The sequence below is a fragment of the Pseudoalteromonas tetraodonis genome, from assembly GCF_002310835.1.
GTDB classification, from domain to species: Bacteria; Pseudomonadota; Gammaproteobacteria; order Enterobacterales; family Alteromonadaceae; genus Pseudoalteromonas; species Pseudoalteromonas tetraodonis.
Genome location: NZ_CP011041.1, coordinates 666995 through 685850 on the forward strand (window position 1 = coordinate 666995; position 18856 = coordinate 685850).

Here is an 18856-nt window from a genome sequence, read left to right on the forward strand (position 1 = left end):
AATTGTCGTTAAAAAACGTGTTTTTTGGCCTTCTTTAACGTTTTAGTAAGGTTTTTTATAAAAAATTAAGGTAGGGTACGCAGGTTTGAAACTCTAATAACAACACACATAGCTATCCAAACAGTAAGTTTGGCTAAGGACACAACAATGAAATTTACTAAAACTCTTATTGCGGCATCGCTGGCATTTGTTTCAGCTGATACTTTTGCAGCGGCTTTTCAGCTTGCTGAGCAAAACGTATCTGGTTTAGGTCGTGCATACGCAGGTGAAGCGTCTGTAGCAGACGATGCGTCTGTGGTTTCACGTAACCCAGCATTAATGACGTTGTTTAAAGAGAAGCAACTTAGTGTTGCAGCTATGGCTGTCATTCCTGATGTTAGCCTTAAAGGCACAGGTAATGCCTACGGTTTAGATAACAGCGCACTAGATGATGACAGCATTGCACCAAGTGCGATTATTCCAGCGGGTTATTTCACTATGCCAGTAAACGATAAGGTATCGGTTGGTTTTGGTGCTTTTTCTAACTTTGGCCTTGCTACTGAGTTTAACGATGATTACGCAGCTGGCCAAATTGCCGGTGAAACTGAAATTGTTACTGTAAACATGAACGCAAGTGTTGCTTATAAAGTATCAGAGCAGTTTAGCTTTGGTATTGGTTTGAATGCAATTTATGCAGAAGCGAAGATTATCCGTAAGTTTGGTTTCGTACCTCCTGTAAACCCTGTTATTGCATCTATTCCTGCAAGTGCTGATGCGGTTAACCTTGAAGGTGATGATATGGGTTACGGCTTAAACGTTGGCTTAATGTATCAGCTAGATGAAAATAGCCGCTTTGGTTTTAATTACCGCACAGAAACAGACATCACTTTTGAAGGCGAGTACTTTACACAGCTTCCAGTATCACCACTTCAAAATCAAGTTTTACCAGGCTCTGTTGAAATCACATTGCCAGCAATTGCTGAGTTCTCTGGTTCTCACCAGTTAGATGAAAAGCTAGGCGTTCACTACAGCGTATTATGGACAGGTTGGAGCAGCTTTGATTCATTAGAAGCACAAGTTACTGCGCCTACAGGCGATAAGTTCAGTGCCTTCGAAAAAACAGAAGATTTCTCTGATGCAATGCGCTACTCAATTGGTACTGATTACCAGTACAGCGAAAACTTAATGCTTCGCGCTGGTTTTGCGTTTGATGAATCACCAGTATCACAACAGCATTTATCAATTTCTATCCCTGATACAGACCGTTTCTGGTTCTCGTTCGGTGGTAACTACGCGATTGATCAAAACTCAAATGTTGATTTAGGTGTGAGTGTATTACGTGGTAAAACGCAAAAGTTCACTGAAAAAGTAGAAAGCGAAACGCTACCTCAGCAATGGTCTTTTGAATCAAAAGGTCATGCAGTACTTATTGGTGCTCAGTATAACTACACGTTCTAATGCTGCCTAGAGCCTAGAGCCTAGAGCCTAGAGCCTAGAGCCTAGAGCCTAGACACAAAAAAGCCGCTTACTTCAAATGAAGTAAGCGGCTTTTTTTATACTTATAAATTAACTGTTTACGAATAGCATAAGCCATCCGTAACGGTTTAATTATAAGCTTTCAATCTTCGTTTTTTGCTCAAGTAGCTTAGTTTTAGCATCTGTAAATTCAGCTAGCTTAGCGTTTTCTTTAGCCAGTACGGCTTCAGGTGCGTTGTTAACAAACTTTTCGTTAGCGAGTTTATTTTGCACTTGGGCTAGCCCTTTTTCTGCTTTTTCAAGTTGCTTGTTAATTCGTGCAAGCTCGGCTTCAACGTCAATTAAGCCCGCCATTGGGATCATAATCTCAAGATTGCCAACATAAGAGGTCGCACACGCTGGAGCATCGTCTTTGTTTTCAAGCAGGGTAAACGCTTCAAGCTTAGCTAATGACGCTAGGAATGATTCATTCTCGTTTATACGGCGCACATCATCGCTTGATGCGTTAGCCAGTAAAACGCTAAGTGGTTTACTTGGGCTGATATCCATTTCACCACGGATATTACGAATTGCTAAAATGAATTGCTTAACCCACTCTAAATCGTCCATTGTTTGTGCATCAACATTGGCTTGGTTATAAACAGGGAAGCCCTGAACCATAATACTGGTACCCGCTGTTTCAAGGCCAGCAAGTGGTGCAACACGTTGCCAAATCGTTTCAGTGATGTAAGGCATCATTGGGTGCATTAAGCGTAATAAGCTTTCAAGTACGGTAATAAGGGTATGACGTGTACCGCGCTGCTGTGCTTCATTGCCTTTAAATAATACCGGCTTAGTCAGCTCTAAGTACCAATCACAGAACTGGTTCCAGGTGAATTCGTACAGCGTGTTCGCCGCTAAATCAAAACGGTAGTTATCAAGGTGTTCGGTGTAGGTTTTAACCGTTGCTTCATATTGGCCTAAAATCCAACGATCAGCTAACGAGTACTGTTTTTCACTGTCGTTAAAGCCACAGTCTTGCTCTTCTGTGTTCATTAATACGTAACGGCTTGCGTTCCATAATTTATTACAGAAGTTACGGTAACCTTCAAGACGGTTCATATCCCAGTTGATATCACGACCGGTTGATGCCATGGCAGCTAAAGTAAAGCGTAGTGCGTCGGTACCGTGTGCTTCAATACCGTTTGCAAATACTTTGCGGGTATCTTTTTCAATTTTAGCGGCAAGTTTAGGCTGCATCATATTGCCAGTACGCTTTTGTACTAAGTCTTCAAGGCCAATGCCATCAATCATGTCTAGTGGGTCAAGTACGTTACCTTTTGACTTCGACATTTTATCGCCGTTATCGTCACGTATTAGGCCAGTTACATAAACTGTTTTAAAGGGAACTTGTGATTTACCATTTTCATCTTTTATAAAGTGCAGCGTCATCATGATCATACGCGCGACCCAGAAGAAAATAATATCAAAACCGGTTACCAACACGTCAGACGGGTGGAAGGTTTTTAAGTCATCAGTATTTTCTGGCCAACCTTGAGTTGAGAATGTCCAAAGTGCAGATGAAAACCAGGTATCAAGAACGTCTTCGTCTTGGCTAAGTGCTACGCTATCTGCAATGTTGTTATCGCGGCGAACTTCCGCTTCATCACGGCCTACGTATACGTTACCTTCGCTGTCGTACCAAGCTGGAATACGGTGACCCCACCAAAGCTGACGTGAAATACACCAATCTTGTACGTCATTCATCCACGAAAAGTACATGTTTTCATATTGCTTAGGTACAAACTGAATGTCGCCATTTTTAACAGCCTCTTTTGCAGGCTCTGCAAGAGGAGCTACACGCACATACCATTGGTCAGTAAGCAGTGGTTCAATAACCACACCAGAGCGGTCACCGTAAGGAACGGTTAAGCCGTGGTCTTCAATTTTTTCAAGTAGGCCGAGCTCTTCAAATTCAGCAACAATGGCTTTTCGTGCGTCAAAACGGTCAAGGCCATGCAGGCGCTCAGGAATAGGCGCGTCAAATTCAAGTTCTTTACCATCAAAGGTGTAGGTTTCACCTTGAGTTAAAATAGCCGCGTCTTTATCGAAGATATTAATCATCGGCATTTGATGACGTTTACCTACTTCGTTATCGTTAAAGTCGTGCGCAGGGGTGATTTTTACACAGCCTGTACCTTTGTCTTTATCGGCATGTTCATCGGCAACAATTTTAATACGACGATTAACAATCGGTAGTAAAATCTCTTTACCGATTAGGTCTTGATAGCGCTCGTCATCTGGGTTTACTGCAACACCTGAGTCACCCAGCATGGTTTCTGGGCGCGTGGTTGCAACAACAATGTAGTCTTTACCGTCTTGTGTCGTTACACCATCAGCAAGTGGGTAACGTAAGTTCCACATGTGACCTTGCTTGTCTTTGTTTTCAACTTCAAGATCAGAAATCGCAGTGTGTAATTTTGGATCCCAGTTTACTAGGCGTTTACCACGGTAAATTAGGTTTTCTTTATGAAGGCGTACAAATACTTCTTTAACAGCTTCTGATAGGCCATCGTCCATGGTAAAGCGTTCACGGTCCCAATCAACAGAAGCACCAAGGCGACGAAGTTGTTTTGTAATCGTGCCACCAGACTCGTTTTTCCATTCCCAAATTTTATCGATGAATGCATCACGGCCTAAATCGTGGCGTGTTTTACCTTCTTCTGCCGCAAGCTTACGCTCTACTAGCATTTGTGTGGCAATACCTGCGTGGTCAGTACCTACTTGCCACAACGTATTGTTACCTTGCATACGTTTAAAGCGCGTTAAGGTATCCATGATAGTATCTTGGAAAGCGTGGCCCATGTGTAAGCTACCCGTGACATTTGGCGGCGGGATCATAATTGAATATGGGGTGCCTTGGCCAGATGGCTTAAAGTAGCCTTTTTGTTCCCAGTCTTGATAGAGAGACTGTTCAATATCTTGCGGATTGTAGGTTTTATCCATTACACAGAACCTTAAATAAGTACTTAAATGAGTTAGTTAGCTTTGTACGCAGTGAGCGTTAGCGATTAATATCTTGCGTGGTGATATTGGCACCGAGTTGGCGTAGTTTTTTAAAGCGCTCACGAGCGGCTTGTTTGGCTACGGGCTCTACGGGTACAAAATCAAAAACTTGGTTAAACCGACGAATAAAATCCGGTAAGTGATTGGCCAAGTTAATTAATACTTTACGATTACCAACGGGTGGTGTTGTGCCTATTTCTACAGGTGCGCCGCCTTTTGGGCCTTCGCCTTGTAAATTGTGAGGTACAAAACTGTCGGCATCAAATGTCCAAATAGTTTCGTCAATGCTGTTGGCGGTTTCTTCGCTATCTACAAAAATAAATACGCGTTGACCAAGCCGATACTGTTGCCCAGCTATTTGAGCTGCTAAAGCAAAGTGATCATCGGCTTTAGCTAATGACTCATCTTGTTGCTTTAAAATGAAAAACTGGGCATTCATGTTCATTGTATCGGGATTTCCCATGACATTGATTGTGCTGTTATTAAATACACACAAATTAAGAAGGGGATTTTGCCATATAACGGGGTTTGCTTCAATTAATACCCAATAAATAAGGCGCTTTAAAAGCGCCTTATTTTATACTCTACATTGAGCTGTGAAGCCCTGTGTTGGTTTGTTAGTCGTGAGTTGCTTCGCTAATACCAGCTCGGTTTAATAAATACTGAGTCAGCATAGGAACAGGACGACCTGTTGCGCCTTTTTTAGCGCCGCTGCGCCATGCAGTACCGGCAATATCTAAATGAGCCCAGTTATACTTTTTAGTAAATTTAGATAAGAAACAGGCCGCGGTAATAGTACCTGCAGCGCGCCCACCTAAATTAGTAAAGTCGGCAAACGGGCTTTCAAGTTGATCTTGATAATCATCCCATAATGGCAGTTGCCATGCACGATCGCCACTTTGCTCAGACGCTTTTAATAAATCATGCGCCAGTGGATTATGATTAGCTAATAAACCCGTAGCATGGGCACCTAAAGCGACAATACACGCACCGGTTAAGGTTGCAACATCAATCACGGTTTCAGGCTCAAAACGTTCAACATAGGTCAGCGCATCACATAATACTAAACGGCCTTCGGCATCGGTGTTAAGTACTTCTACCGTTTGCCCAGACATAGTTGTTAGTATGTCTCCTGGGCGATAGGCGTTTGAGCTTGGCATGTTTTCACAGCCGGCTAAAACACCAATTACGTTTATAGGTAGCTGCATTTGTGCAAGTGAGCGCATAGCGCCAATAACACCAGCTGCGCCCCCCATGTCGTATTTCATTTCATCCATGCCTTCGCCTGGTTTTAATGAAATACCGCCTGAGTCAAAGGTTAAGCCTTTACCAACGAGAACGATAGGCGCTTGGTCATCGCCTGCGCCTTTGTAGTTAATTACCGACATAACTGATTCGTTATCGCTGCCACGACCTACTGCTAGGTATGAGTTCATTCCTAGTTCGGCCATTTTATCTTCGCCAATTAGCTCAACAGTGATGTTATCAAAATTAGCTTCCAGTTCTTTGGCTTGCTCGCCAAGGTACGCTGGATTACAAATATTAGGCGGCATATTAGCAACGTCTTTACACAGCTTACTACCTGCTGCAATCGCTAAACCATGCTCAATGGCACTTTCGCCTATAGTAAGTTCACGGCGAGTAGGGACGTTAAATACCATTTTACGTAGTGGGCGGCGAGGGTCTACTTTTTTACTTTTCAGCTGATTAAAGGTGTAAAGGCAATCTTGTGTTGTTTCCACCGCTTGACGTACTTTCCAATAGGTATCACGCCCTTTAACATGTTGTTCAGTTAAAAAGCACACGGCCTCCATTGAACCCGTTTCGTTTAGCGTGTTGATAGTTTTAGAAATAATTTGCTTATATTGTTTATCGTCAAGCTCGCGTTCTTTACCGCAGCCAACAAGTAAAATACGTTCGCTTAAAATATTGGGCACATGATGCAATAGTAGTACTTGTCCTGGCTTACCTTCTAAGTCGCCACGGCGTAATAAATTAGAGATATAACCATCGCTAATTTTATCAAGTTGTTCACCAATGGGGGATAACCTGCGTGGTTCATATACACCCACAACAATACACGCACTGCGTTGTTTTTCTGGGCTACCACTTTTTACGTTGAATTCCATTGTCACTCCTGATTTTGAGTCATCTATAGAAGCTAAATTGGGACTAAAAATGTGTTTTCTAGTCTTTTTACCTAAATTTTTAGGTCTAGCGCTAATATTAGTAGATTTTACTCGACTCTTACTGTGTATTTGAACTTTATATGCTTAAGGGTAACTAATGCAACATTATATCGTGATGTTAGGTAGGATAATTAATATTGATGGCTTATAATATGTGCTTAATACTCATTTAAAATGAGTGAATTAACTAGTTCACTCATCGTTTTTTATTATTATATTGAAATTCCATGTTTAACAGGGGCGAATGTTGCTAATTTTCCGTTATTTGACCACTGAGGTTTTAAAATCGCAGGTCGCCGTATTTTTAACTTTGATGACCATATTTTTGTCGCAAAAGTTTGTTGTTATTCTTGGTGATGCCTCAGAGGGGAGTATCCCAGCAAAACTCGTGTTCTCAATGATTGCGCTTAAGTTGCCACAGTTAGCATCATTAATTTTACCCCTGAGTTTATTTTTAGGAATTATTTTAGCTTACAGCCGTATTTACGCTGACAGTGAAATGACAGTACTTAAAGCTTGTGGCGTGAGTGAGTGGTATGTGGTGCGCATTACGCTTATTTCTAGTGTCATCTTAGCGTTACTCGCCGCGGTACTTACCTTGTATGTTGCACCTTGGGCTAGCGAGCAAGAATATCAATTAAAAGAGCAAGCAAAGGCGGATGCTGGATTATCGGCGCTTAGAGCTGGGCGTTTTCAACAAACCGGTAACGAAAAAGCCGTGGTATTTATTCATAATATTGAAAATGGCGGCAAAGAACTTAATAAAGTATTTGTTGCGCAGTTACCAGATAGTGAAAAAGGCGATTTAGCGCGTTTAGTATACGCTGAGCAAGGCGTTGTAATTGAAGCACAAAATGGTGAGCAGCAGTTAGTACTTACTGATGGTAAACGCTACGAAACTGATGGCGAAGCGCCTTCGCTTAACTTAACTGAGTTTGATGGTTACAGCGTACAAATTCGCGAACAAGAAATAGAGCATCAACGTCGTAAATTAGAAGCTGTGCCAACCCGTGAACTTATGTCAATTAATACTCCCGAAGCAATTGCACAGTGGCAGTGGCGTTTAGCGATCCCACTTTCCATTCCGTTATTAACTTTGCTGGCCGTGCCTTTGAGTGTAGTAAACCCTCGCCAAGGTAAATTTGCAAAATTGGTACCCGCTATCAGCTTGTATTTAGGCTATTTTATTTTACTTAATGCGGCCAAATTTGCAGTAGAGGATGGCAAAATTCCGCCATCAATTGGACTGTGGTGGATTCATTTAAGTGCATTATTTATTGGTAGCTTATTAATTATTAGAGGTCGTCCATTGGGTGCTTGGCTTAAAGCTGTCGTCACTAAGCGGGAGCAAAACCTATGATGAAGACACTTGATTGGTACTTAGGTCGTAGCATTTTGCAAACCACAGGGTTTGCGTTAATGGTGCTCGTGGGTATTAGTACATTAATAAAGTTTATTGAGCAGCTTAAATCTGTAGGGCGCGGGAGCTACGATATAATGACTGCCATGCTGTACACTATTTACAGTATTCCAGATGATTTAGTGGTGTTTTTTCCTATGGCTGCACTTATTGGTGGCTTAACTGGATTAGGAGCGCTTGCCTCAAATAGTGAGTTGGTAGTAATGCAAGCGGCGGGGATGTCGCGTTTACAAATTATTGGCTCAGTAATGAAAACAGCTATTTTTATGGCATTGTGCGTAATGGCTTTAGGCGAGTGGGGCGCTCCTGCTGCACAGCTGCACGCTAAGGAAATGCGTAATCAAGCGATTCATGGTGGTGATGTGTTTAATGCGCAAAAAGGAGTATGGGCTAAAGATGGTAATAACTTCATTAACATTGAAGATGTTGACCAAAATGGCATGCTGCGCGGCGTTAACATGTATCATTTTGATAAATCGTTATCACTAACACAAATCACCAAAGCAAAAGAAGCCGTAGGGCGAGATAGTGGTTGGCTATTGCGCGATGTAAATAAAGTGATGATCAGCGAAGAGTTAATTACCACTGAACAAGTTTCTGAAGAGTTTTACCCTTCGCAGCTTACCGCCGAAAAGCTAGGCGTGGTATCGGTAAAACCAGAATCACTGTCGTTTTCAGGGCTATGGTCATATTTAGCTTACTTACAACAAAATGAGCAAGACACCAGCACCTATGATTTAGCGCTCTGGCGTAAATTAATGCAGCCCGTGTCTATTGCCGTAATGTTGTTGGTTGCCTTGTCGTTTATATTTGGTCCGCTGCGAACTGTAACTATGGGGGCACGAATTATTATGGGGGTGGTAACCGGTATTGTGTTTCATCTAACCAATGAGATATTTGGGCCTGTGGTAATGGTATATCAAATTCCTGCAATTATAGGCGCCGTTTTGCCGAGCATCTTATTTACAGGGTTTGCAGCTTATTTAATGAATAAGCGGGTATAACTAAATTTAAAGCTTAAATAAAAAACGCGGCCTTTGTAAAAAGCGCCGCGTTTTTTATTCTTTAGATTGAGATTATACCAATTCGCTTAATTAAGTATTATTGCGGATTGATATCATAGTTCGCGATAAACGCGTTTATTTTCTTCTTTGGTGAGCGTAACCACTTCGGTTTTTGATAGGTAATCTTGTAGTGCTTTTTTATTTTTAAAATCCACTAATACCACTAAATTACCTAAACCCAGCAATGCGCTGATACTGCGGATAATGGCTTGTGGCCAGCTAATTAAGTTTCCCTGATGGGTTTGTACTTTTAATCGCCACGCACGCATACCAATTGTTTGCCCGCTTTTAGTCCAAAAATAACCAAAAAACACCAAACCAACCAGAACTAACAGTGAGCTGCGAATCCCTGAAAGTAACAGTGAGTCCTGAATACGTGCTGAGACATCTTCAGCGCCATTAAGAGCAATAACATCAAGGGAAATAAGCCCTTGAATAGCAAATAAATACAATACCACCGTTAGCATCGCAAAAGCGATAATAGCTAATGTATCGTACACCAATGACGCAAAACGGCGCCAAAATCCTGCCCGTGGAAACTCAGCCAACATAAATATACTCTCAATGTTAATGTGCGCGATAGTTTAGCAAATAAGCCGTCAAATACTACCTATTACGCTACGTGCTTAACTCGATATTGGCTCAAATGTTAATGGTTGCCTAAATGTTAAGCGGTTGATCATGCTTAATACATAAAACGCTTGCCGCTTTGCTTATTGTTTGTATAATGCTTAGCAATGAGATGGAAGAGGGTACATAATCTTTCACTCTAAAGTGGTTTTTCTTTATCTTCTCTTGTTTAGAAGGTTAAAGAAAAATGATGCCAGCGTGATGAAATTGGTATACATGGGGGATTCAAAATCCCCTGCCGCAAGGCGTGCCGGTTCAAGTCCGGCCGCTGGTACCACTTTTTATAGCCCCTGCTAGATTTAGCAGGGGTTTTTTTATGCCTTAAATTTGAGTGGCTGAACTTGAGCGGCACGTGAGGTGCCGCTGTTATAAGTAAAAGTCCGGCCGCTGGTACCACTTTTATAGCCCCGACCAAATTGGTTGGGGTTTTTTTATGCCTTAAATTTTAATAGCCTAAAGCCGCCAGAAATGAGAACACTTATTCCTTATGCTGTTCTTTGCTTCCATTAAGAATGTAATTAACCTAAGCTCAACTATAAAGTTTATTAAGAAGTGCCATTGTTAATGTTTGCAAGTTACCGTAGTCCAAACAGTTTATCTAAAAAAATGATGCGCGTTATTTTCTCTATCTACTTGTTTGTAACCTGCCTCATAACAAGCATGCAGTTTTTAACTGAATACTTAAAAACACAAGACTCAATCTCCTATGAATTAAAACAGTTGCAAGAAACTGTTCAGGGTCCTGTTTCGACGAGTTTGTGGCAATATGACCAAACTCAGTTAGGTGTACTCGTTGATGGGCTTGTTAAAATGCCGGTTATTGAGGGGGTTGATGTTTTTGACAAACATGGCAACAGCATGATTTCTAAACGTTCTTACACTCAAGCCTCACTTCCTCTCTCAATTTTTGAAACTAAATCTGAGTTGTATTGGACGCTTAATGGTACACGGGTTTTTCTTGGCACATTGGTGCTCTATTCATCGTCTGAGGTGGTTTTAGATCGTGTTTTATTTGGTTTTTTCTTAATTGCTATTACGGCAATGATAAAATTATCAATTTTGTTTGGGTTATTTATTTGGGCTTTCGATCGTTACCTAGCCAGGCCTTTAAAAGAATTGATGCAACAAGTTAATGAGGTCCAATCAAGTAAAAATACACGTAAACGGATCAATCTTTCACATATTGAAAACAACGAGCTCAGCCAGCTCCAAGATCATATGAATACGATGCTCTTTAGTATGGAAAGGGATCGGGAGCGATTACTCGAGGATGAAAAATCTAAACGAGATTGGCTGGAAGAGGCCGTTACAAAACGTACAAAAGATCTACAAGTATTAAATGAAAAACTTAAAACGCTTGCAACAAGAGACTCTCTAACGGGTACTTTAAATCGGGGGAGCTTTTTTGATACAGCAAATCATTTGCTAGAACTTTCTCAGCGACAGAAATTACCCGCATCTTTTATTTTAATTGACTTAGACTACTTTAAAAACATTAACGATACGTATGGACATTTTGTTGGTGATAAGGTGCTTATTCATTTTACCGACACAGTTCAGAGCATGATAAGAGAGTCTGACCTTATTGGTAGAGTGGGTGGAGAGGAGTTTGCACTATTTCTTCCAAATACAGGGCTTGATAACTCGTTCAAACTCGCTAATAAAATAAGAAAGGCTGTGGTTGATTCAACCTTAGAAGTTGATGGTGAAACTGTAATCTATACTGTAAGCATAGGCGTTGCCTCATCCGAGCTAAAAGACTGCTCAGTTACTGAGTTATTCAAAGTCGCTGACTTGAAGCTTTACTGCGCTAAAGACAAAGGACGTGATCGTGTTGAAAAATAAAATGTTTAAAGGTAAAAAAAAGATCTCTCAAGTGCTGCTTATATCCTTATTGTTAGCATTGAGTATAGGTAATTTTAGTCATGCCAATACATTAAAAGTTTGCTACGACCAATGGCCTCCTATGACCATATTTCCGTCAGAGGGTTTTCCTGCCCGCGGCTTTGTGATTGATATGCTAGAGCAAATATATACATCAAAAGGCTATCAATTAGAATATTACGAAGTGCCTTTGGCAAGGGGGCTCGATATGGTTGCGGATGGTCTTTGCGATATGTTGCCAGAATATTTATTTTCGCAAGACATCGAAGTGGGTTTCGAGTACGCCTCAGAGGCAACATTTGCATATCCAACTGCTTTTGTTGTTAGGCAGGATGAATCCTGGCGCTATGATGGGATTCAATCCATACAAGGAAAGCGTGTTGCAACAGGGCCTGGGTGGGATTACAGCTCGGTAAGTGTTGATTATCAAAATTATATTGATGATCCAAATAATTCTGATTTAGTGGAAGTAATCGCGGGCTCTAGCGATGTGGTAGAACGGATTTTTCAGATGATTAAAGCGGGAAGAATCGATCTATATGCAGATAATATGCTGGTTTTACAGTACATGTTGAATCGATTTGATTGGAACAATGGATTAAAAATAGTGCGTCCAGGCTTAGAAAATAAATTGGTTGAAATACCTATTTTTTCAAATAAAATGCCCGCAGAAAGAAGGCAAACGCTAATAAATATATGGAACAGTGGTCGTTTATCTATCAAAGGAGATAAACAAAAAATGCTTCTTAAAAAGTATAATGTGGCTTTATAAGTGCTTTAAAATGCCCCAATAGCACGCGCTAAGAAAGTGAGATATTTAATTTGATTATGATCTTATACTTTTTTTCCCCGTAAATTAATTAGTATTAAATTACTTTGTACTGAGTTTTTTACTCGGATATTATATACCTCAACCTCTTGTTGCGAATAAAACATCATGACTCAATTGACCGCAAAACAGAATATTCAAGCCATTGTTAAAGCGATTAAGGCGGAAGAAGCGCTGCTTCGTCAAAAACATCCATTGTTAATGCATCAAAACACCTTGGGAATGGCTATCTTATTGCTCTCGCTAAGTGCGTTAATTGGGGTTGGTACTTTGTATTACTTTGCCATTATCCCTGCTTGGCTTTGTATTGTATTGGCCGCTATAGCCACCTCTATTTCGCACGAGCTTGAGCACGATCTTATTCATAAGCAGTACTTTAGCAACCAGCCTTTTTTACACAATTTTATGATGTTTACTGTGTGGTTGATGCGCCCTAATACGATTAGCCCGTGGTATCGTCGCAAGATGCATTTGCATCACCACAAAACGTCGGGCACTGAGCAAGACCTAGAAGAACGTTTGGTAGGTAATGGTATTAAAAACCCGTTTTTACGTGCATTGGTGATTGTTGATGGATTGCTTGGTTTATTAATTAACGCAAAACGTTTTAGTAAAGAAATTAAAGGGTTTAGCTTTTTTAAAGTGTTTAACGCAGGTTTTCCAATTACTACTGCTTATTTTGCTATTTTATACAGTGTGATAGGGTTTCATTTAATTAATTTATTTACCCCAATTGCGGCTAACTCACCGGCATTATTGCTCGATGTAATGAATGTGTTCGAGTTTTTAATGGTGGTGCTGATAGTGCCTAACATTGTACGTTCGAGCTCACTTAATTTTGTTACCTCCAGTATGCATTATTACGGCGGTGTTAATAATATGCTTGAGCAAACTCACGTAATTACTAGCCGTTTGTTTATGCCGTTTAATTTGTTTTGCTTTAACTTTGGCCACACCCACACAATTCATCATTTTGTGCCGAATCAGCCGTTTTATTTACGTCAAATGATTAGCAAAAAAATTCTTGAAGTGATGCGCCAGCACGGTGTGCGTTTTAACGATTTTGCTAGTATAAAAAAAGCTAATTTGTATCAATCATAAAGCTTGTTTTTACTCAATCTTCGAGGTTGCTGCTTTATTAACCTTGCCTAGCCTAAGGCTAGGCAATACCCCTAGTAAAATCAGATAAAGCTTATAAAACTTCCCTTTAGTACCTACTTAATCTATTACTCAGAGCTTTTTAAATTTAGTCCTTAATTGATGCCACTTAGCGCTTTGTTATGTAATTGAATACTAAGTTTAATTTTTTGATTTTAATTGATTTTTTTTAGAGTTATGGCTTGCCTTATACTCAATTTTTCACCCTTATGTTTTTATGTTATGAATAAAAAAGCACGTTAATCGAATTGAAATATTTCTGTAATATTTAGGTGTTCTAATGCGCTCTGAAACAAAAACGTCATCAAAATGCCATAATCGGTAAGACAAAACTGAGATTTAAACATGAGTGAATCAAAGCGCAATACGCTATTAATAAAAACGCTTAACTGGGCTGCTATCGCCTTTTTAGTTTATTTAGTCCTTGTAGCCGTTGGCACTGTCAGTGGTGGTTTTAAATTAGCGTCGGGCGGTACTGAGGGAGCGAAAGAGATTTTTGCATTCGCAACCAACCCGTTTATCGCATTATTATTAGGTGCTTTAGCAACCGCTTTAGTGCAATCATCATCAACGGTTACCTCAGTTATAGTGGGACTAGTTGCTGGCGGTTTACCGTTAAGTATTGCTATTCCAATGGTGATGGGTGCAAATATTGGTACCACTATTACTAACACCTTAGTGTCTATTGGCCATATTCGCTCTAAAGAAGAGTTCCAACGTGCATTTGCGGCATCAACTGTTCATGATTTCTTTAATTTATTTGCCGTTATTATATTTTTACCGCTAGAAATAATGTTTGGTTTGCTGCAAAAAATGTCTGCTGCTTTATCGCACTTATTTATTGGTGATGCCGACTTATCATTAAAGAGCTACAACTTTATTAAACCACTCGTAAAACCAGCTGTGGGCGTAATAAAAGATGCATTTAGTTTTTTAGATACAAAAATGCTAGGTGCAGCGATGGTTATTGCAGGTATTTGTTTGATTTTATTTGCCGTAACTACATTAGGTAAATTACTTAAAAAAGCGCTGGTTGGCACTGCAAAAGATATACTGCATGGAGCCATTGGGCGCGGGCCTATCGCGGGTATCACATCAGGTGCGGCAGTAACAATTATGGTTCAGTCATCATCAACGACAACCAGTTTGATGATCCCACTTGCTGGAAGTGGTGTGTTTACTACGCGTCAAATTTACCCATTCACACTGGGAGCTAACATCGGTACAACCATTACTGCTTTATTAGCGGCCACATCAATTACAGGGCCTATGGCTGAGGTTGCGCTAACAATTGCATTGGTACACGTTATGTTTAATGTATTTGCAGTTGCACTTATTTACGGCGTTCCTGTGCTGCGTGAAATACCGCTAAAACTTGCTGAAAAGCTAGCCGAAATTGGTACAAATAATAAATCAGCAGCATTAGGCTATATACTAGGATCGTTCTTTGTGGTGCCTGGTTTAATTGTACTGGCCGTTCGATAAGTAGAAATAAACGTATAAAAGGAATGCGCTATATAATTTATATAGCGCATTTTTTGTTTTACCACTGGTAACTTACAGACAACATGGCATTACGTGGTTTACCTGGGAAGTAACGATCCCCAGTAAAGCTGGTGTAATCGGCGCGCTCAGCGTAGGCTGTGTTAGTTAAGTTTATAATTCGGGCACTCAGTAATAGCTGTGGACTAATTTGCCACTGGCCGCGCAAGCTTAAAATATCGTGGCCTTGATATTCATGTAAGTTTTCAGGGTCGGAAAAGTAGCGGCTCACATAGTGCCATTGCAGCGCAAGGCTAATACTCTCGTTGGCTTGCCAGTTAAAATCGATATTAGCAACCTTTCGAGGTGCGGTATCAATATCGTTACCTTTAATATTAATGCTGCCAATAACTTGCTCATTCGAGTACGTATGCTTGGCATAGGTGCCTGCAAAATTAACAGATAAGTGCTGATTAAAGCTATGCGCTAATTCAAGCTCAATACCGCGATGCCGAGTTTGGCCGTCATTAACAGTAAAAAAGTCACTGTCGCGGTAGATGGTATTGTGCTTGCTCATCGCATACATCGATAAGCCATAGCGAGTATTGTTGTACACCCCTTTAATACCCATCTCAGCATTATTAGCTATTTCTGCGTCTAAGTCGGCAGTACTTTGCTCGCGTTGTAATTGATAGAGCTCAGCCGCTTGGGGGGCTCGATAGCCTCTTGAAAAATTAGCGTATAATGTATTGTTAGTATTAAGCTGATAGCTCACCCCGAGTTTTGGCGAAAGATTACTAAAGCTGTTTTTAGTGCTTTCGGGGCGGCTATAACGACAGCCACCAAAACCACATTCGTTGCCATCCTCTTTTGTACGCCCTGCAAGCATATTATTTTGATAGTCATATTGCATGTGCTCATAACGCAGTCCTGCGGTTATAAGCCAATTATTTAGTTGCCAATCAATAGCGGCAAATGGAGCATATAAGGTGGCGTCAACTTGGTAATCGTAATGTTTACCTTGCGGCACTGTGGCTACTAAAAACGCAGAACCTTGAGTCGGTTTATCTTGGGTTTGTAAAAAATCGGCTTGAGTAAACTCACCATCAAAACCAAGTTTTAGGTTGGTATTGTCGTTCACATAATGTTGATAAAGCGATTGTAGGCCAAACCCTGTTTGACTGTTTTTTTCGAGCGGAGTACCGGGTAAAAAGTGTTTGAAAAAGTCCATGCTTTGGTCACGAAGATAAGGAGTAACAACAAGCGTGTTCTCACCTAATTGCCAGCTTACTTTACTCCAAGCCCTAAGCGAGCGAGCTTTTCTAAAGGCGTCAGGATCAAAATTTTGCTGTGCAATATCTTCATCTTTATAGCTTTGAAAGCCACTAATATATCCTGCGGTTTGTTGGTCTAAGTCGGTATAGGTCAACCCCGATATTAAACTTAAGTTGTTGTTAGCGTATCGATGTCGCACATTTATTTTTTGTTGTTTAACGCTTTCATCATCTCGGTAACCGCCATCATCGGTAAAGCTGGCATTAATACCGAACCCTGAATTATCCATAGCATGGCCTGCACGCAATTTATAGCGAGCATAACCGTAAGAGCCATAATCAACACCCAGTAAACCACCACCTTGGGTCGTGTCTGGTGTAATGACGTTAATTACGCCATGCACTGCATTTGAGCCATACAGTGCAGAGCCTGGGCCTTTTAATACTTCAATACGCTGTGCCATCTCACTATGTGCTTCAAATAGCTCATTAATATTACAAAACCCAGCTGCACGAAGTGCAATACCATCTTCAGCAGTTAAAATCCCTCCACAAGCCCCCGTACCAGAAAGCACCTGCGAGCGCAGGGCGGGTAAATACTCTTGACCATTACCACGTTGTACATTGGCACCTGCAACGCGTTGCAGTGCTTCTTCTACATGGGTAGGGGCAATAAGCTCAAGCTGTGATTCGCTTAATACACTGATCACCAAAGGTAATGGGGTGGAAAGCGCTTCACTACGTGATGCTGTGGTTGTGATACGTTCAATTGATTGCGCGGTATCTTCAGCACACGCACTATTAATTAAACTTAACTGACTGCATAACAATAAAGGGGGTAAATAGTAGTATTTCATAAATTCCAGCACATCGGCAATTTGATAAGTTTAGGGTAGGGGATTTTGTGAATTGGTTAAAGCACACTCAACCTATAAACCCGATAAGTAATCGATAAAACAATACAAAAAATGCCGGGCACAACTAAAGTCAGCACTGAGTAATGTTTAAATAGCAATACGCCTACCACTCCGCCGGTTAAAAAACCGGCAATAATTAATACAAAAACAATGCACTTTCTAGTATCGAATGTTTGTCCTTTTAGGGCTTTTCCAAACATTAACCCTAGGTCGGTAAATATACCGGTTAAATGAGTGGTACGCACTACAGCGCCGCTGTAGTTAGTGGCCAAAGCATTTTGTAAGCCGCAGGCAGCAGAGGCAAGTGTAAGTGCGTAAGGGTAAGAATATTGAAGTAGCTGTGCGCTTAACAGCAGTAAAATACCCTCAATAAATAAGAGCGTATCGTAATGGCGGCCTAGCTTAAGTGAACCGCCTGAAAGCATTAAGCCTGTTAATGCCGAGCCGAGTATAAAACTCAGTACAATCGCAACTAAAAATAACGCCGCCTTGATGTTGGTAGTAAGTTCAATAGCTAATGAAGTCACCGACCCTGAAACGTGAGAAATTGCTTGCTGTTCAAACCCTAATAAACCTACTGCGTTTACCATACCGGCAATAAAAGCGAGGGTAAACGCACCATATTCGACCCACTTAGGTAGTTTTGTAAACATCCTTTTAGCTCCGGTTTCAGTGTGTAGATTAATCATACACTTAATTAAAGTTAATAAATGAAAAGAGATTATATTTTTAACATCACAACCAAGTGATGATCGCTAAATTTAACTTTTGCGTATTAACCAAATTTGGAATTAATATGTTTAACCAAGAACAGCAATCACGCATTATAGAAATGGCATGGGAAGACAGAACGCCATTTGAAGCCATTGAAAATCTGTATGGGCTAAATTACTCTCAGTTAGTTAATTTTATGCGTGACCACATATCTAGCGGCTCATTTAAAGTATGGCGTAAGCGCCATGCTGGGCGTAAAACTAAACACCTAAAGTTACGCGACCCCGCGATTATGCGCAGTCATTGTAAAACACAGTACAAGCAGCGTTAATTTTTCTCATTTCATGTAATGTTCAGGCTTAACCGTTAATACTCTTCAGTAATGATCACACTGGAGAATCGCCATGAAATCACTAATCAGTATTTTAGTAATGGTTTTTGCGCTAATGGCAACAAACGCATTTGCTGTACCACACAAAGACAAACATGCGAATAAACACGCAAACAAGCATCACTGGAAAAAGCATAAATATAACCAATACCATGACAAAAAACGAATCTCTAAAAAACAAGCAAGGCATTTAATTCGCCAAGGGTGGACTCCACCAGGATGGCACACCCGTTATCATCAAGGCGATATCCTCGAGCATGATATTTATAAGCGTGCTAGAGTAATAGACCGAGAAAGAGACACAGTGCGAATAGAAGTTGATCGCACTATTATTCATCTAGTGCACGACACTCGTGAAATTCTCTCTATTTTACAGCGCCATTAGGCACCATATAAGGACTTAT

15 protein-coding genes and 1 tRNA gene are annotated in these 18856 nt (G+C 40.7%); 10 read left to right on the forward strand and 6 right to left on the reverse strand.

The genetic code is table 11. The features are described 5' to 3' along the window. The first annotated feature begins 147 nt into the window (after window positions 1-147). On the forward strand, window positions 148-1437 hold the full coding sequence (locus PTET_RS03145; RefSeq protein ID WP_013464163.1) for an outer membrane protein transport protein: 1290 nt from the start codon (window positions 148-150) through the stop codon (window positions 1435-1437). 150 nt (window positions 1438-1587) lie between these two features. On the opposite strand, the gene PTET_RS03150 is transcribed toward PTET_RS03145, so the two are convergent. The 3 genes from PTET_RS03150 to pepA all read right to left on the reverse strand — a co-directional run bounded on the left by PTET_RS03150 (window position 1588) and on the right by pepA (window position 6629). After that, window positions 1588-4440, reverse strand: coding sequence for a valine--tRNA ligase (locus tag PTET_RS03150; protein ID WP_096038180.1), 2853 nt, complete (start codon window positions 4438-4440; stop codon window positions 1588-1590). A gap of 58 nt (window positions 4441-4498) precedes the next feature. Continuing rightward, on the reverse strand, window positions 4499-4945 hold the full coding sequence (locus PTET_RS03155) for a DNA polymerase III subunit chi (protein ID WP_013464165.1): 447 nt from the start codon (window positions 4943-4945) through the stop codon (window positions 4499-4501). Window positions 4946-5117: 172 nt separating this feature from the next. After that, entirely contained in the window at window positions 5118-6629 is a 1512-nt protein-coding gene (gene pepA / locus PTET_RS03160) for a leucyl aminopeptidase (protein WP_016900137.1), read from the reverse strand. A gap of 307 nt (window positions 6630-6936) precedes the next feature. Here pepA and lptF point away from each other — a divergent pair, with 307 nt between their 5' ends. Together lptF and lptG are read left to right on the forward strand one after the other, a co-directional pair. Next, on the forward strand, window positions 6937-8049 hold the full coding sequence (gene lptF / locus PTET_RS03165) for an LPS export ABC transporter permease LptF (RefSeq protein ID WP_024601523.1): 1113 nt from the start codon (window positions 6937-6939) through the stop codon (window positions 8047-8049). After that, entirely contained in the window at window positions 8046-9113 is a 1068-nt protein-coding gene (gene lptG, locus PTET_RS03170) for an LPS export ABC transporter permease LptG (RefSeq protein WP_016900139.1), read from the forward strand. Before lptF ends, lptG begins: the two co-directional genes overlap by 4 nt. A 113-nt stretch (window positions 9114-9226) precedes the next feature. Here the strand turns inward: lptG and PTET_RS03175 are convergent, their stop codons facing one another. Beyond that, window positions 9227-9724, reverse strand: coding sequence for an RDD family protein (locus PTET_RS03175; RefSeq protein WP_024601524.1), 498 nt, complete (start codon window positions 9722-9724; stop codon window positions 9227-9229). A gap of 271 nt (window positions 9725-9995) precedes the next feature. Here PTET_RS03175 and PTET_RS03180 point away from each other — a divergent pair. From PTET_RS03180 to PTET_RS03200, 5 genes are all read left to right on the forward strand, one after another. Continuing rightward, window positions 9996-10080 (forward strand) — tRNA-Leu (locus PTET_RS03180). Between the two features lie 287 nt (window positions 10081-10367). Continuing rightward, window positions 10368-11648 carry a diguanylate cyclase gene (locus tag PTET_RS03185; protein WP_013464170.1) on the forward strand — a complete coding sequence of 427 codons (1281 nt, stop codon included), beginning with the start codon at window positions 10368-10370 and terminating at the stop codon, window positions 11646-11648. A 1-nt stretch (window position 11649) separates the two neighbouring features. Continuing rightward, on the forward strand, window positions 11650-12459 hold the full coding sequence (locus tag PTET_RS03190) for a substrate-binding periplasmic protein (protein ID WP_041695842.1): 810 nt from the start codon (window positions 11650-11652) through the stop codon (window positions 12457-12459). Between the two features lie 165 nt (window positions 12460-12624). Continuing rightward, on the forward strand, window positions 12625-13617 hold the full coding sequence (locus tag PTET_RS03195) for a fatty acid desaturase (RefSeq protein WP_013464172.1): 993 nt from the start codon (window positions 12625-12627) through the stop codon (window positions 13615-13617). Between the two features lie 402 nt (window positions 13618-14019). Further along, complete coding sequence (locus tag PTET_RS03200; RefSeq protein WP_013464173.1) at window positions 14020-15159, forward strand: Na/Pi symporter; 1140 nt, start codon at window positions 14020-14022, stop codon at window positions 15157-15159. Between the two features lie 58 nt (window positions 15160-15217). On the opposite strand, the gene PTET_RS03205 is transcribed toward PTET_RS03200, so the two are convergent. Further along, on the reverse strand, window positions 15218-17287 hold the full coding sequence (locus PTET_RS03205) for a TonB-dependent receptor (RefSeq protein WP_096038181.1): 2070 nt from the start codon (window positions 17285-17287) through the stop codon (window positions 15218-15220). Window positions 17288-17343: 56 nt separating this feature from the next. Continuing rightward, a complete protein-coding gene (locus PTET_RS03210) occupies window positions 17344-18000 on the reverse strand; it encodes a YoaK family protein (protein WP_013464175.1) in 657 nt (218 codons plus the stop codon). 143 nt (window positions 18001-18143) lie between these two features. Between PTET_RS03210 and PTET_RS03215 the strand changes: the two genes are divergently transcribed. Further along, on the forward strand, window positions 18144-18392 hold the full coding sequence (locus tag PTET_RS03215; RefSeq protein ID WP_013464176.1) for a TIGR03643 family protein: 249 nt from the start codon (window positions 18144-18146) through the stop codon (window positions 18390-18392). Between the two features lie 73 nt (window positions 18393-18465). Next, window positions 18466-18837 (forward strand): hypothetical protein, encoded by a 372-nt coding sequence (locus PTET_RS03220; RefSeq protein WP_013464177.1) that lies wholly within the window; start codon window positions 18466-18468, stop codon window positions 18835-18837. Window positions 18838-18856: the final 19 nt, after the last annotated feature.